Origin of the sequence: Enterococcus sp. DIV0724b (assembly GCF_050531475.1) — a bacterium.
Taxonomy (GTDB): domain Bacteria; phylum Bacillota; class Bacilli; order Lactobacillales; family Enterococcaceae; genus Enterococcus_L; species Enterococcus_L haemoperoxidus.
Window position 1 is genome coordinate 3,332,097 of the sequence record NZ_CP172890.1, and the last position, 16,558, is coordinate 3,348,654.

Below are 16,558 nucleotides of genomic sequence, written 5' to 3' on the forward strand. Positions count from 1 at the left end.
ATTACAATTTATTGCTAGTTTTCTTAAGGATTTCGACTATTTTTTGTGCGGCTGTCCCATCTCCATATGGATTAGTTGCACCTGCCATCACATTATATATTTTTTCGCTTTCTATTAATTCAATAATATTTTTTTTAACATGTTCTCGTTCTGTACCGATTAGCTTCAATGTTCCAGCATCCACACCTTCTGGACGCTCAGTAGTATCTCTTAAAACTAATACTGGAATTCCTAGTGAGGGTGCTTCTTCTTGAATCCCGCCAGAGTCTGTCAGTATCATATAGCTAGATGCCATAAGATTATGGAAATCAACGACATCCAGTGGATCGATTAAATGGATGCGATTGTGATTATCTAATACCTTATCGGCAATTTTCTTTATTCTTGGATTCAGATGAACTGGGAAAACCACCTCTAGATCTTGGTAAGAATCTACTATCTCTCTAACTACCGAAAAAACATTTTCCATCGGCTCACCTTGATTTTCTCTACGATGCATAGTTAATAAAATCAATCTATTTCTGTGATCATGCTTTTTAAAGTTCTTTACTGATCGATTGTTGTTAATCGTTTTTTTCAATGCATCAATTGCAGTGTTACCAGTTATATAGATATCTTTAGAATTAAAATTTTCCTTTATTAGATTGTCCTTGCTAGCTATTGTAGGTGCAAAATAGATATCTGCCATTGCATCTGTTAATCTTCTGTTAATCTCTTCTGGAAATGGACTCAACTTATTTCCAGTTCTTAATCCTGCTTCTACATGTCCCACTTTTACTTGATTGTAAAAAGCGGCTAACGTTGCAGTCAATGTAGTAGTGGTATCGCCATGAACTAACACAACATCAGGCTGTATATCTTTTATAATGTCATCTAATTTCACCAAAACATTAGATGTAATTTCAGCGAGAGTCTGGTTCTTTTTCATAATGTTCAAATCATAGTCAACCGTGATTCTGAAAGTACTTAAAACCTGATCCATCATTTGTCTATGCTGACCAGTAGAGACAACAATTGATTCAAATGCTTCATTATTTTTTTCTAACTCTTGTATGATTGGACACATTTTGATAGCTTCAGGTCTTGTGCCAAAAACAGTCATCACCTTGATCTTGTTCATGTTAAATTTAGCCCCTTATACTGTTCTCGTTATAATATTTATATTGATAAATAGAAAAATAGCAAAAATGAAGCAATACCGATCAAAAAGAACAAATTCGAATGTGGTTTTTTCATTTTCACCCCTCCTTCTAATTATTTTTCGCCATCAAACGTAGCGCTATGAACTGTTTTTTTCCAATTATTTTGCGGTTTAAACCAAGTGAAGAAACCTACCACTTGTGCGGCCATATAAGTTATAGAATTCAAAATAAACCCTATTACCAGTCTGAAATATAAAATGATTTTGCTAGAAAGGGTCTCTTTTTGAGCAAAGTAATCCTTAGCTTCTTGCATAAAATAGACAGTAGGTACGATTAAAAAATTTAATACTTCTACAAATAGCCAAAATAAAAGTAATGAAAATAATTCCGGCAGATACATTAGAAACCTCTTATCTAATAGTGATAATAGAATAATTATTATAAAAGCAATCGGACGAACCATTGAATATGAGTAAAGTAGTGTTTCTATTTTACTTAAGCATTCCACCAATGATTCTGATTTAACTATTGATTTGAGTTGTTTCAATGTAGTCGTAAATGCAACAAACCAATGGCCTTGAGCCCATCTAGTTCGCTGATTATGACTAGCAATAAGAGCATTTGGTTTTTCATCGTAAACAACTGCAAAGTGATTCCAACCACTTTTCTTATTTTGTAAAGACAATTCAACTTGTAGCTCGAAATCTTCAGTATAGCTCCGTGGATTCCAACCATTCTCTTCCAAATAGGAAGTTTGTAACACAAATCCTGTACCGCCTATTGCAGCGTTCCAGCCAAGTCTATAGTTCGCATACTGTACTGCACGATTTGTTATGAAATATACTGCAGCATACCCGGAAGCGATCATCGAAGTAGCGATATTTTTGATTCCCAAATATCCCTGTACCACAGTTAGTTCCGGTCTAAAAACTAGTTGAGAATTCATTTCACGTAAATAATTTTTGTCAACAATATTATCAGCATCAATAAAAGCAATATAGTTATACTTTTTCCAAAAACCTGTATCTATGAATTTTTTAATTGCATGAGGTTTTCCCCGTGGTTCATTTGGTTTTGATGTATTGATAAAACAATAAGCTTTTTCATATTGACCAACAACTTGAATTGTTTTATCTGTGCAATTATCTGCAATAACGACAACATCAAAAAGACTGGGATCATAATTTTGTTTTAAAATACTTTCAATTGTTGAAGCTATTACATCTTCCTCATTATGTGCTGGAATTAGAAATAAAAATTTATTTTTATCTTTTGATATTTCATAATCTCTTTTAGGCTTTAATAACCCAACAGTTGATAGAACTGTAAAAAAAGTTAAATTTAAAAAAACTACAGTCACTAACAAAATACAAAATATTTCTAAGAGAAAAAAGAGATGTGGTGCAATGTGAAACATAAAATGTACACTCCTTTATTTTTATAAAAAAGAGCAACTTATCAAAAAAATTTTAATATAGTGATTTTCAATCTTTAATTTTGCTAAAGTATCTTAGTAAACACATATATTATTAAACATCCCCAGAAAAGTACTCGTTAAAAGAACCAATTTTAGTTAAAAGCGAAAACACAATAGCTCTGATTTTAAAATGAAATTAAAAACGAAAATTTCACATCTATATAGATCTGTCTGATGATTATCAGGATAAGAACAATTTTATAAAATATAGAATTGTTCCTATCCTCCAATAACTTGAAAACTGAACTAAATATTTGCTACGCCGTCCATTAAAGTCCAATTCAATACTGTAGTGTATTGACCAGTAATTTTAGTTGTTTTTCCTGGAACACTTAAAGATGTTTGTGCAATGTTGAAATTTTCTGTTGCAACACCATTCCCTTGCCCTTGGTTAGCGTCCATGATCACTACAGAGTTTCCATTTGGATCAAGTTCAACAGAAGATTTTACATTAGCTGTTGCGGTAGAACTTTCATCTAGTACAGGAGCATCTAATGTGATTTGAGCATTCGTCAATACTTTATCGCCATTTATAAATTGGCCATCCTGAGCAACACGTAATTCCCAGCCAGTTTCTGTACCACGTAAATCTTGTACAATGGATTTTGTATCCGATTCTGTTTTGTAAACTTGGTCTGAAGCAGATATTTCATGATTCCCAAAATCAAATTCAGCCACTTCCAAAAGTTTTAAAGCACCGTCTTCAGGCGTGGTGAAGCCAACATTTCCGTTTGATGATTGGTTATCTGCTTCAACTGCATAAGAGACACCACCTAACGCTACACTTCCTAAAATACACGCTGTGACTAATGATGATAATAAGGTTTTCTTCATTTTAAATACTCTCCTCTTCGTTCATATATTTTTTATTTATAATCAATCCTATTGTCAGGATAATTAATATTCCAAGCACCACTAAAAATAAATGGTTTATGCTTCCAGTATTTGGTAACTTTTTGTCATTTGATTTACTTTTTATGGATTGTTGAGTATTGATAATTTTAGTTTCTTCATCCTCTGATTCAGAAGACCCATCGTAAAAACCAATTTTTGCTTCACTTTTTTGAGAATCAGCGACCTCTGCAGCCTTGGCAGGAGTACTAACCCATAGCAAAGTGAACAACGAAAACACTGCTAATAATTGTAAGAATTGTTTCTTCATTTGTACTCACTCCTAACTATTTGGTACTCCACTTGCAAGGTTCCAATCAATAATGGCTTGGTACTTATCAACGACTGCTTTACCAGCTTTTACTTCTAGTTCAAGTCCTTCTTCTTTACTTCCCCATAATGAAGACAAATTCACTTCCTCATGGTCATCCGTTTTATAATTAAAAATAGGTGTATTTCCTTCTGTCGTAATCTCCTTCACGTTACCTTTACTATCGTAGTAACGTAATCTACTCCCAAGCTTCTTACCAGAATTAATTCCCGTAAAGTCTTGCGACAATCGTGCAGACATAGTCCAAGTAGATCCGATTGACCGATAATCCCTAACAATAAGATTATCTTGATATGATTCAATTGAGTAATTTTCAGTATTTGCAGAAAGGGTATGCTCTCCAAAATCAATTTTGGTAGGGGCTGATTGAAAAATTAATTGACCAGTATACTCATATACAACAGTCTGTGCCTCTTCTTTTAATACACCTTTTGCATTGTCGGGCACTTTTTTTAAGCTATATCCAGTAAAAGTTTTAGCGACTGTAGAAAATGCATCTCCAACTTTTCCATTAATTTGTTCAGGTGAAATGATATCTTTACCATCTTCATCAACGTAGCGTACAGTAACTGGTTCAGCATCGACTCTTTCTACAATGTGGATTGTGGCTTTCTTAGAAGTGACATGTCCAGATGAATTAGTCACTGAATACGTTACTTCGTAATCACCAACTAATTGCGGGTTTACCTTTGAATAATCAATAATGATCAAGTCAGATATATTTCCATCATTCGTGTCCATAGCTTTTATGTTCTCGATAAGTTTTTCATTTATGTTACTATCATTAAGCTCATCAACATAAAACGTCTTATCTTCAGGCACGATTGTAGGAAATATAGAGCTTTCACCTTCCTCAGAAAATTTATTATTCAACTGAAAATCTGATGAATAAATAACTCCGCCACCACTAGCTATCACGTAATTAAAGGCTGTTGAATGATACGTAATCGAATCATTATTGACGTGTGACTGTAGTTGAATCCTGAAACTAATATCCGAATCAATAGATCCTCCCATTGCTCTAATTTCTTCAAATGACTTAAATTCTACCCAAACTTCTTGATCTGGCTTAGCAGAATCAAGCGTCACTGTATACCATTCTTTTGGAATTTCCTGATTAGTTATATCATTAAAAACTTTAACATCCTTAACATCAATAGCTGTCTTACCCACTCCACTATATGGTTCTATATACCAAGCAAATCGGTAATGTGCAGTATCTGGTAATTTATAACTTTGTCCGTAGTTTATTTGGGCAAAATTTTGAATTACATCAGAGCTTCTAGAAAAAACGCCTGTAGGAAGCCCTTCGATATTTCCACTCAACTTACCGATAAATGTTCCCATTTCACTTGGTCCGATTCCCCAGAAAGCATTTAAAAAACCATATGATGGTGTCAAAGTATCATCTTTTACGCTAAATATTGGATTATTATTAACTATTTGGGCAGATTGATTATTAGAATCAAAGGCATTCATAGAAACAGAGTAACTTTCCCCTTTTTCTCCAATCACTACTCCGCCAATTTTTACAGTGACAGACGAATCACCGAGAATATTTTTTTTCAAAACTAATGCAACACTGCCAGTCTCTTTATCAATTGAAATATCAAAAAATTCATTTAATTCAGGGTCATTCAGTTCAAGCGAATTCATATCAATTCCATCTTTTGGTAATATTAAGATGATAGTCGTCCCAGCTTCTATAGCATTTCCATCTTGGTTTTGTATTGTAATAGTGCCCTCATAATGCCCACCTTGTTCATACAGATCAGCATCAGCTGTATAAGAAACTGAATGATCAAATAGCTCACGACCAGTTACTTCCCTTTGATTATCTTGTTCACTTTCCATGTAGACTAAATTTTCTTGCTTCGAGCTCAAATCAACTTGTAACAGGTTTAGCAATCCATTAGTGGTTATTTGCTCTTTAGCAATTTCATTTTCTTTATAACTCTCTATGTCTACACTATTTGTATTAGTCACTTCTTTTGGCTCAGTAGCCAGTACAACATCGTTACGCATCGGAAAATAAATGACGTTTGCACCTAGAATACTTAAAATAGAAATGAAAGATAGATTTCTTTTTGAGTTTTTCATAATTATCCTAGCCCTCCTTTTAAGTTTCATCCATTTCTTTTGCTAACTAAAGTATGTTTCATATTTATAATAATCAATCGAAGGTTTTTTTTCTTTTTTTATATTTAAAATGAGATTTCAATTTTTGAAAAAATCAGCATTTTGATACTCAAAGTATTATTGAATTACTAAATAATCCTAAATAAACCTTAGGATAATTTTTAATTAATAAAACTCTTGCACTGAACCTTACATCTTAATTATATTGGTTGATTATGGTATATCCGAGCCTAAGAAATTATCACATATGCTAAACTACTATTTTTTCAATTTATTCTACGTTTATTTTATTCTCTTTAGATAAGCTTTTTAATTCCAATGACTATAGCTGTCATTCTAATGGGTCACAGTATTATTGTTTTTCTCTTTTTTTATAGTTGTAACCAAATTACCAAATATTTCCCAATCTTTAGCAGTTGGGGGACTGTTCCAAATAATATACTTTGAATGAACTTTATTCGTTAAAATATCAGATAGATAGATATCAGTTTCCCTAGAGTAGATGTTATTAACCACTAAATTTGAGAAAGGAAGATTATCGACCATCAATGATATAAAGGAGTTATATTCTTTACCAATTGAAAAATCAATAGTAACTCTTACTGGGACCTGTAAGAGTTGTAGAGGAAGATTGTGAATTAGTTTTAATAGCATACTCATGAGAAAACTTTTATTTTCCAGTTGATTACCAAAAATACTTATAAATTTATCATTAGCACAGATACTCAAACATAACTGATAGATTTCATAATAGTTTTCTTGAAATACAGTTAAATCCGCATAGAACTGACTATCTAACAATTGATTACCAAAATATAATAATTTAATGAATAATGGCGTCAACGACTCTTGTAATTCATCATTATATTCAACAAGTTCTTTATACGAAGAAATAATCAAGAACGACTCAGTCAATGATTCGGTTATTTCTGGAATGAATGTATCCACTAATAAGTTGTTTACTTTCAAATAATTGACCAGTGCAAGTACCTCATCATCAATATTGTCATGATTGACTAAAAAAGTTTTTAAATACTCTGTTAACATTTTGATTTTCTCCGAACTTATCTCGCATAATTCTTTTAAATCAGTAAAGTCACTATGAGAATTATGATTTCTTAAATAGGTAACATAAAGATAAAACTTTAGTTTAAAAAAATCTAACCCCTGTAAATCTTCAATATATCCAGTATCTTTCAGTATAATAAGCAATGTGTTTGCTTGCTCCACTAACAATTTATCAAATGGTTCTTCATATTCTTTAAAAATGTTAAAATATAGCTCTGCAAGAAAAAACCTCAAATTTTTTTCTGAATATTCTTTTGACTTCAAAAAATTGAAACCATATGAATCCAAAAAGTCATTTGCTTCATTGCGTATCCTATAGGCCTTTGATAAACTAATGTAGTAATCAAAAGAGAATTCCTCAATTGAACGACCTTCATATTTTAAGAAATAATCTATAAGTGACATTTTTAAAGATCTCCTACCATAAATCCAAAGTAAGCGATTGATAGAGTCAAAACCATTTTTGCTATAGGTATATGCTTTCTTTTTCTTTTCGATGTAAAAAAAATCTTCTAAATTTAAATCATCAAAGTCATTCATTAACTCATCAACAAGCTTTACTGCTTTAAAATACGTTAAAGAAAAACGATCTTCTATATTAGATATCGTAACCGTTTGATTGGTTGTACCTTCCATATAAGAAAAAAGCATAAACTTGTTATAATCATCCTTTTCAAGGACATTTCTCATATATTCCACCTTCACTCTTACAAAATAGTATTAAGTCATTAGTACAAAGTTATTAGAAAAAGTGTAGGTATTATTTAAATAGACACTCTACCAAAAATAAGATGTCCAGCCAGAGAAGAATACAAAGTCCCTAAATATGTATCTGTACTATTGTGATAATTTAATGGGTATGGGTATTTCTTTTGAATTTTGATACCAGAACTAAGGTCCATTTTTTGGTTTAATAGAAAGTCATTTCTCTTTTTATACGGTTGTTGATAAAAGCCAACTCTGTTTTCATTAACGTCATAAGAATTTTTTCTATTTTGTATATTCGTCTCAGCTTTGGTAGCATAAGTGATTTGGGAAGTCAGTAACGTATCTGTAGTGATAATAACTAATGATGCACCAAAAAATAGTAGTACAAATTCTTTTTTCAATCTATTTCCCTCATTTTTCTACGTACTGATTTTTATTTTCTGCACGATAGATATTTTTTAATTCTTCGATTTCTTTATTTTTTCTTCGTACATACCAAATCACAAAAATTATTAAAAGAATTAACAATATGATACCCGCAGCACCTAGTACATATAGGCTGTAATCATTCTCCTTGATGACTGCAGTATCATTCAGTTCTTTGGACTTCTCTTCGGAGATTTCAAAGTCTTTCGTGAAAGACCACTCTTGTGCTTTAGACTCTACAAGAATCTTAGCAGTATATTTTCCTGGCTTTAACTCAGTTTGGTTTGTTCCAATTTGGTATTCGTAAATTGAATTTGGGGCGACTTGCGCATTTGTTAGTTTTTCGGAAAATATAGCTTTATTTTCTCCTTTAACATAAACATCACCTTTGATATTCACCTTATTTAAGAAAGCTGCAGTCTCGTTATTGATAGGAAAATAGATATTATTTCTTCCATTCGACTGTTTGACTTCAATATCACCAGATGTAAGCTCGTGCTTGTCGAGATTTTTTTTTCCATGAAGTACTAATGCAATTGAATAACTATACTGATTTCGAATAGCCATATTACTTTTACTAGAAGGATTTTCAGAATCCTCCGTGTTCTTTTGCGTAAAATTTATACCTCCAGCAATCACTCCATCAAACTCTTCCTCTGGCTGAGTGATTGAAAAAGTGACATCCTTTGTTTCGTTTGCTGCTAATTTTATTTGAGCTTCACTTACTTCAACCAAATCCGTTAAATCAAACTTTAAATTAGTACTTTTATGTTTGTTACTATTGCGATACTCTACTACTCCATTACTATTTGTTGTGGCTTTGTCCACATTTGTATCAATTGTAATTTCTTTTTCACTATTATTTTTTATCGTAACTTTAATATTTTCTTTTTCACCAGGTGCTAGTTTCAAATTGTAATATGTGTTTTGTTTATCTACTTGCTTTTCTGAAGGATGTGGTATAACAGAGTAGCCAACACTGGCAGCTTCAGCGTACGACGCTCCTTGTATAAGCCAACATACTGTACTTAAAGTTAGGATTAAAACCAGAATGTTCAGTTTCTTTTTTATTTTCATATCTAACATATCTCCTTACATTTCAAAAACTAGTTTGAAGTCTCTTCACACAACTTTCATTTTTCTTCTATTCTTGAAATAGATTCTATTCAACTTTATATGTGCCTCTTACCAATCACCTTTTACAATCATAGAATTTCCTCATTTCATTGATTACTAAGTATTTATTCTTTAATGAACTTTATTTAGAATAGGTACTATTAAAATAACAATTGAACAATTTATTTTATACCGTCTCCAAGACATACGGTTCGTTCAAAAACTATCGTATTTTATTATAATGATTAGTTGTATAAATTTCTTTTCAATTTTTCAAAGATAGAATTGAAAAATTGAAAAATACTTTTTTTTGCAAACAAAATATACTGTTTAAATGACATATTATTAAAACAAAAAGTGATTTTGCTTTTAATTTAGCAAAATCACTCTATATATTTACCCTGTATTTGATATTTTTTATGTAAAAAACGAATGACAAAGAGACTAAGGAAGATAATTTAAAAATACTCTTTGTTACATTAATAAAATAACGTTTATTATTTTAATTTATGATACTTCATGAGGAATTTTACACCATTGTAGTTTTTATCTATTACTTCTTTTGATAAATCACTATATTTGAATAATTATATGCAGTTGCAATAAAATCTTTTTGCTTAAAATGACTTAATATTTATAAAATAGCCCTAATTTCCGATTAAATTATAAAAAATTTTAAACAATGTATTTATATGATGCTGTTGTTTCGGTACTATTTATGGTTAACACAGATACTTATTAAAGAATAGTACACAATAAAAGAAGAACAACTAGTATTTTCGACTCCGTTCGGCTTGAAATTGATAAAAGCTACTATTATCTTTTTCAAATAGTAAAACTGGTCCCAAATTTCCTTAAAAAAAGACTTATCTAATAGGTTACTGATTTTACACGTTTTAAAGGCTCTTCATCAATTAATATTGACAAAGAGCCTTCTGCTACTTATTTGATTTTCCCTTTATCTACCTTAAGTTAGGTTAATTTAATTCTTTTTCCCCAAAACACAGTACGTGTGCTAGGTCTTAGTTTTGTTCTTCATTTTTCTTTAATTCTGCTATTTTTTCTTCTAATTGTTTGATTTTTTGTTGCCTTTTTCTATATAAAATTAATCCAATTATCAATAAAATAAAAATGATAAACACTACTAGATAAAGTAGATAATGTTGTTTTTCTTGATGGATATAGGCTTGATCATTCAGTTTTTCAGCTTCTTTGGCTTTGATCTCAAACTCTTTTTTAAAATCCCAAACTTGTCCTTTCGATTCTGCATGAACAGCTAAAAGGTACTTCCCTGGCTTAAATTTGGTTTCCTGTAAGCTTACGGGGTAGTTGAATACAGAATTAGGAGCCATTTGCAACTCACTTTTTTTTGCTTCATAAAGAACTGTATCCGTATTTTTCTTTCTAATGTTGACGTTCACATTCAACCGATTTAAATAAGCGGCTTTATCATTGGTTAAATGGGCAAAAACTGTATTTCGATTATTGACTTGACCTAAACTAACTTTAGTTAAATCTAAGTCAGGCTTGACCTCTTTGTCTCCATGCAATACTAATGCGATCACATAGCCAAATTGGTTTTTGATTGCTACATCTGCTGAGGATTCTTTCGTTTTTTCAGTATTTTCACTAGTAAAAATAATCCCACCTGATAAAATACCCGAAAAGTCTGGTTGAGGCATCGTAATAGTGTATTCAACATCTTTTGATTCATGAGGTGCTAGTGTCAGTTTTGCTGTATTTGTTTTAACGAACTTACTTAAATCATGAGGCAAATCAATTGATTCGTTTTGATCACTATTGATGTATTCTACTACTCCGTTGGTATTCGTCGTAGCTGTTTTGATTTTAGTATTAATTGTTTGTGCTCGGTCTGATCGATTGGTTACTTTTACCATTATTGTCTGCTTTTCTTCTGGGTTCAAACGTAAATCAAAATATGTTTTTGTTTTATCTACTTGTTTGACTGATGGAATCGCCTTGACTTCATAATCTGCGTCTTGTGCCCAACTATTTGATGTCCCTACCAAACATCCAAATGCAAAAAACACCGATGCTACTATCACTTTAAGCGGTCGTTTTAACATGTAAATCCCTCCAATTTTTTGTTGCTATGTATGTGTATGGAGCGGCACTCTCACTAAACCGCTCCATCCCTGGTTTCTTTATTAATTATTTGCTGGTTGGTCTAATAATGTCCAAGTCAATGACGTTTCGTATTGTTTCGCAACTTTTACCGTTTCGCCTGGAACAGATAATGTTGCTGCATCTTTAGCAAAGTTTTCGATTGTTACACCGTTACCTAAACCTGCTGCTGCCTCTAAAATCGTGGCACTTGAACCATCTGTGTTTAGTATAATCTCTGTTTTGGCAGTGGCTGAACCTGTTGATTGATCAGAGATCGTTGGTGTTTTTAATGTGATTTGAGCACTCGTCAATTCTTTTTTATCTGCTTTGAATTGACCATTCTGTGCTACTTGAACTGTCCAACCAGTTTCTGTTCCGCGGATATCTTGAACAGTAGTCATTGTTTCAGTTTTATTTGTGTAGACTTCGTCTTTGGCAGAAATTGGATTGGAACCAAAATCAAAATCAGCAACATTCACTAATGTTAGTGCACCTTCTGTTGGTGTCGTAAAGCCGATATCACTTGTTGACTCGTGATTGTCGATTTCCTCTGCATGCACGACCATACTTGTACTAAAAATCATTGATAGTGCGGCAATTCCTACTAAAATTTTGTTTGTTTTCATTTAAATTCTCTCCTCATTCGTTAAAATTCTATATGATATCATTCCTGTTATAATTAACAGAATGGATATTCCACTAAGTACTATCATTTTGTTCGACGCGTTTTCTCCCGTATAGGGGAAAACCTTTGTATCTCGCTGTTCTTTTTTCTCTGTTTTATAAAAGCTAACAGTTGCCTGACCATCTTCTGCAGCGTAACTTGATTGCATCTCAAGTAAGTAAACAAAGCAAGTACTGATGGCAATTACTTGGAGCCATGTTCTTTTTTTATTTTTCACGTTTTTGCACCTTTCACTCATTCGATACAACGTCATATAATTCCCAGCTGATTTCACCTGAGTATTGCTCTGCTAAAGCCTCTCCAGCATTTACAACAACGTTCAACCCATCATCCGAAGTTGCCCAATCGTGGGTTACATTATAACCATCATGACTCGTTGTTACCGCTGATTCGATGATAACCGATGAATTTACTCGAAGTGGAACTGAATGGCCATTTTTGACATAAAACAAGGCATCGTTCAATACATGCTTGCTCTTATTGGCTGTCAACGGTTGATTGAGCGTTGCCCGCAGTTGCCAATTAGAACCTAAGGACCGCGTATCCTTTACAACAATATCTTGATCCTTTGACTCAATTTTATATTCTTCCTTTTTATTAGATAACGGGTGTGTCCCAAAACTAATCTGTGTCGGAACCGTTGAAAATGCCAATTGACCATGGTACGTGTAATTCACCGTCTGTTCTTCGTCTGAAAAAATTCCAGATTCATTTTCTGGGACTGATGTTAGCGTATAACCTGAAATTGTTTTAGCATTAGCCAAATAGGGCTGACCGATTTTTCCCGTTAAAGTTTCTGTTGGGGCAATCTTTTCCCCATCTTCGTTTAAATAATTTACGTTAACAGGTTCGCCTTGAATAAAATCTACTTTTAGCAAAGCTTCGTTACTGGTCTTCACTTCATCATTGACCGTTGTAACGGACGTATTTGGAATTTGGATTTGATCCATTGTAGGGTCCGTTAGCACTTGCTCGGTTAGCTTCAGGTCACCATTTAATTCAAACGTGTACGTTTTTCCATAGAATGATTCAACTGTTAAACTTTCTGGTTTTGCTTCTACGGTTAATTCATTGTTTGCATCTTGGTGAATAGTAAAATAATCAGCAACGTCGTTTCCCGTTTCATCTTTAATTGCTACATCTTCTTCAGCAACTGCCAGCGTTTTTGCCAACGGATCAGTTATTTTCAAATTCTGGATCGGAAAACATGAAGAATATGCTGGTATTTTTTGAGTGATCGTATATAATAGTCTCTTTTCATGCCCAGTATAATCAAACTTTGCTCCGATTTTATTCGGCATCTCAATCTCTTCACCGCCTGTGATATCACCTAATCCTGGGTAATCATCATAGTCAAACATAGCACTACTTTCTTCTAGACTGATGGGCATATTTGTATGAATATCATAACCAGAAATCACGCTTCCCAGTACTCGTCCTTGCGTATCATCTAGTGTCACCGAAGTTCTCGGTGCTAAAACAGTCCCAATGAATAATGAGGCGTTACTTCTAAACTGAATCTCATTTTCTTCATCATTAAAATTATGCACAAGATGGGTTGCTGTTTTGTACGTTTTCTCCTTTAACTCATCAGAAATTGTATGGCTATCAGATTTTATTAAAGGAACAGCTTTATCTGCATATTTCCCTTCAAAAAAGACCCCTTGATTTCCTGCAAATTGATATTCTTCCTCCCCAGGCAAACTAGGATAAGCGGTCGCATGGAAAAATGTACTCCCACTGAAATTAAAGGATGGAAAGTGTTTATAATTAATAAATACATACGGTGGCAACATCATGTCGGGATCATAGTTTGTATAATTGATTGAAATATCCTGAGCATTTTTAAAATGCTCAATTTGACCGTCTACATCGATAATGACTACCGCTTGGGCGGTTACATTTTTTTTCAATGCAATATTGATCTGGATCGAAGATTGTCCACCCCAATCGTTAGGGTTTACTACTTTTTTCTCTGTATTGATTTCCGCTGCTTGAACTGCTGAATTATATACTGCTGTTTGATCGCTATCTGTCAATGCTGCATAATAATCACTAACCACTTGGATATTTCCAGTCACTTGGGAGAAATCAGCAATGCCGTTATCTACAAAAGAAGGAAATGAAGTCAACGAGTCATTGTAGCGTCGTTTGGAAAAATTGTCCTTTAATTCTGGGTAGTATTGTAGCGCCTCATTCAATTCTTTCTCTGTCGGTAAATTCCCTAAGTAGTAATGCAGATCTGAACCATCCTGATAGTTGAAACTTGTTGCATTAGCGTACCAACGAATAATATCACTGCCAGTAATTGTTTCAGAAACTACTGCAGGATCGATTTCATCTAACGCTAACTGGCGCGTCGCATTTTGATAGTTTTGAAAACCACTTTTTGATAAACCAGAGGAACCAGTTGATGTTATATTTTTTGCTAAGAACTGACCAACCAATTGTTTTTCCTGCAATTGATCGGTATTAAAATACAACGTACCACCAGCAGTCAAGTTCGTTTTTGTTGAAACACCTAGCGGATAGTTAGGAGGGGGTAATATTTCCTCAGCAAAAACATGGTCCATTGAACCTGTACTATATAAAAGACAGAAAAACAAAACGAGTAAACCAAACATATGCTTTTTCATCGGGCGTCTCCTATCTGCTTATTTTATTCAAGCTTGTGATAAACAACTCTTCACTACTATGAAATAATACAATTTTTTTCAGAAAAAAATTGTATATTTCTGAAACAATATGTTTCAGATTTAAAAAAACAACAGTTCTTTATCCTGAAAATCCAATAGAGACGTACATAAAAAGGCTGAAACAAAACATAGAATCGTTTTGCCTCAGCCTTTAAAAACATAGAATTACGTGATAATTTAGCGATAAATAAGAGATTCTCTTAGATTGCACGATTCCTTTTGCCATTCGTCAACCTAAAAAAATCGTTTTATAAAAAATATCATTGATCGCATCGATCATTTTTCCCCACTGTTCTGGATTCAATTGCTCATCAAAATAGAAATATTCCGCATCAGAATTGGCTGCTTCATAAGAGTCAGAGATAACTAAATCTGCCTGCAACACATCATTCGTAAAAAGGATTCGGTCCTTATTATAAACATCTAAAATAATTTTTTTGATACCATCTGCTAAAATCAAATTATTATTGAATATGACACAGATCGACATGCTTCCAGCCTTTTTATTTAAATAAATACCTGAATAAATCGTCAAGGAAAGAATCGACAAAACACCTTTCAATGACTTCTTACTTATTTTAGAATAAAATTCCTGCTGTTCAATAATCTTAGTGATTTTTTGAAAGATTTCTACATTTGCTTCATCATAGTCGATCATTGAATGAAATGAGAGTTCATTTTTGTAGTAGCCAGAGATATCAATGTTGATATGTTTGATATAGATCAATAAAATAAGTAGATAAAAATAGAAGTTTATATAGCCTTCTTCCGTATATTCTAAGTCAAATTCCTTTTGTACCTCAGTCATCAGCTTCGTTGTATAGGCTGCAATTTCTAAGGATGATTGTTGATAATGTTGAACGATTTGCTTTTTTGTTTCTAATGAGTCTAAATTGTAAACAAGTCCTCGAGTCGCATACAACAGCAACGCTCGTTCTTTCTGATATAACGCATTTGGTACCCGTTGTTTTAACAATGGTAGAAGTTCGGTATCTTTCGTATCAAAGTAGACCGTATCTGCTAGAAAGCTATCTGAAAGCTCGATATAATTTTTTTGCCAGAGTACTCTTTTTAGTGTAATCAACTGAATAAACCTTAATTTTGCCCGTTGCGATTCTGAAAGTGACGCCATATGATCAAAATATTCTTCTAGCTCCTTGGCATCCCACCAAGATTCAGGATAATGTTTATTATCATATTCTGTCGATTTGAACACCGACCAATAGGAATAAAAAGCAAACAAACGAATCCCAACTTCATTGCCTGTTAACGGACTTGCAAGTGGTTCAAATGAAATCGTACCACCAAACGGAACTAACATTTCTTTAAGTGCTCGTACTTGTTTATAGACTGACGAACTACTCATATGTAAATCAAGTGCCATTGCTTCAACTGAGCTATAGTGATTTCTTAATAGCGCATCTAAAATAAAAAAAACACCACTTTTTTGAACGTAATATAAATGAATATAATCAATCAAATACCCAATACTATAAGATTCTGCTGTTTGGACCTGATAGTTTCCAGTATGAGTATTTTGGATCAAATGTACTTTTTCAGCAAATGTCGTTTCGACCTCTTGCGCCAAATCATTCAAATATCTGCTCAATGTGCTTTTCGTAAGATTATGTTTTTGCCTCAACACATTAAAGCTCAAACCACTTTTTGAGAAAACAATCGATTTAAATAGTTCAAACTTTACCCGCTCTTTTTTTCCCATAAAAGAATTTCGCATAGACGCCTCCTTCTAAT

General features: G+C 32.9%; 13 protein-coding genes. All 13 read right to left on the bottom strand.

Annotated elements, in window-relative coordinates:
* Position 1: 1 nt before the first annotated feature.
* The 13 genes from wecB to IGJ02_RS15510 all read right to left on the bottom strand — a co-directional run bounded on the left by wecB (position 2) and on the right by IGJ02_RS15510 (position 16,541).
* The gene (gene wecB / locus IGJ02_RS15450; RefSeq protein WP_430602633.1) at positions 2-1,120 is read right to left on the bottom strand and encodes a non-hydrolyzing UDP-N-acetylglucosamine 2-epimerase; all 1,119 of its coding nucleotides are present in this window, start codon (positions 1,118-1,120) and stop codon (positions 2-4) included.
* Between the two features lie 134 nt (positions 1,121-1,254).
* Positions 1,255-2,559 carry a glycosyltransferase family 2 protein gene (locus IGJ02_RS15455; protein ID WP_430602634.1) on the bottom strand — a complete coding sequence of 435 codons (1,305 nt, stop codon included), beginning with the start codon at positions 2,557-2,559 and terminating at the stop codon, positions 1,255-1,257.
* A gap of 306 nt (positions 2,560-2,865) precedes the next feature.
* Positions 2,866-3,453: a WxL domain-containing protein gene (locus IGJ02_RS15460; protein ID WP_430602635.1), complete on the bottom strand. Its 588-nt coding sequence runs from the start codon at positions 3,451-3,453 to the stop codon at positions 2,866-2,868.
* Position 3,454: 1 nt separating this feature from the next.
* Positions 3,455-3,781 (bottom strand): LPXTG cell wall anchor domain-containing protein, encoded by a 327-nt coding sequence (locus IGJ02_RS15465; RefSeq protein ID WP_430602636.1) that lies wholly within the window; start codon positions 3,779-3,781, stop codon positions 3,455-3,457.
* Positions 3,782-3,793: 12 nt separating this feature from the next.
* Positions 3,794-5,941, bottom strand: coding sequence for a MucBP domain-containing protein (locus IGJ02_RS15470; RefSeq protein WP_430602637.1), 2,148 nt, complete (start codon positions 5,939-5,941; stop codon positions 3,794-3,796).
* Between the two features lie 375 nt (positions 5,942-6,316).
* Positions 6,317-7,738 carry a helix-turn-helix domain-containing protein gene (locus IGJ02_RS15475; protein ID WP_430602638.1) on the bottom strand — a complete coding sequence of 474 codons (1,422 nt, stop codon included), beginning with the start codon at positions 7,736-7,738 and terminating at the stop codon, positions 6,317-6,319.
* Positions 7,739-7,812: 74 nt separating this feature from the next.
* Entirely contained in the window at positions 7,813-8,157 is a 345-nt protein-coding gene (locus IGJ02_RS15480; protein WP_430602639.1) for a hypothetical protein, read from the bottom strand.
* A 10-nt stretch (positions 8,158-8,167) separates the two neighbouring features.
* A complete protein-coding gene (locus tag IGJ02_RS15485) occupies positions 8,168-9,259 on the bottom strand; it encodes a DUF916 and DUF3324 domain-containing protein (protein ID WP_430602640.1) in 1,092 nt (363 codons plus the stop codon).
* A 1,061-nt stretch (positions 9,260-10,320) separates the two neighbouring features.
* Positions 10,321-11,385, bottom strand: a complete 1,065-nt coding sequence (locus IGJ02_RS15490) for a DUF916 and DUF3324 domain-containing protein (protein WP_430602641.1) — start codon at positions 11,383-11,385, stop codon at positions 10,321-10,323.
* A gap of 81 nt (positions 11,386-11,466) precedes the next feature.
* On the bottom strand, positions 11,467-12,051 hold the full coding sequence (locus IGJ02_RS15495; RefSeq protein ID WP_430602642.1) for a WxL domain-containing protein: 585 nt from the start codon (positions 12,049-12,051) through the stop codon (positions 11,467-11,469).
* On the bottom strand, positions 12,052-12,327 hold the full coding sequence (locus tag IGJ02_RS15500; RefSeq protein WP_208929975.1) for a hypothetical protein: 276 nt from the start codon (positions 12,325-12,327) through the stop codon (positions 12,052-12,054).
* Between the two features lie 13 nt (positions 12,328-12,340).
* Complete coding sequence (locus IGJ02_RS15505) at positions 12,341-14,746, bottom strand: MucBP domain-containing protein (protein WP_430602643.1); 2,406 nt, start codon at positions 14,744-14,746, stop codon at positions 12,341-12,343.
* A gap of 289 nt (positions 14,747-15,035) precedes the next feature.
* Positions 15,036-16,541, bottom strand: coding sequence for a helix-turn-helix domain-containing protein (locus IGJ02_RS15510; protein WP_430602644.1), 1,506 nt, complete (start codon positions 16,539-16,541; stop codon positions 15,036-15,038).
* Positions 16,542-16,558: the final 17 nt, after the last annotated feature.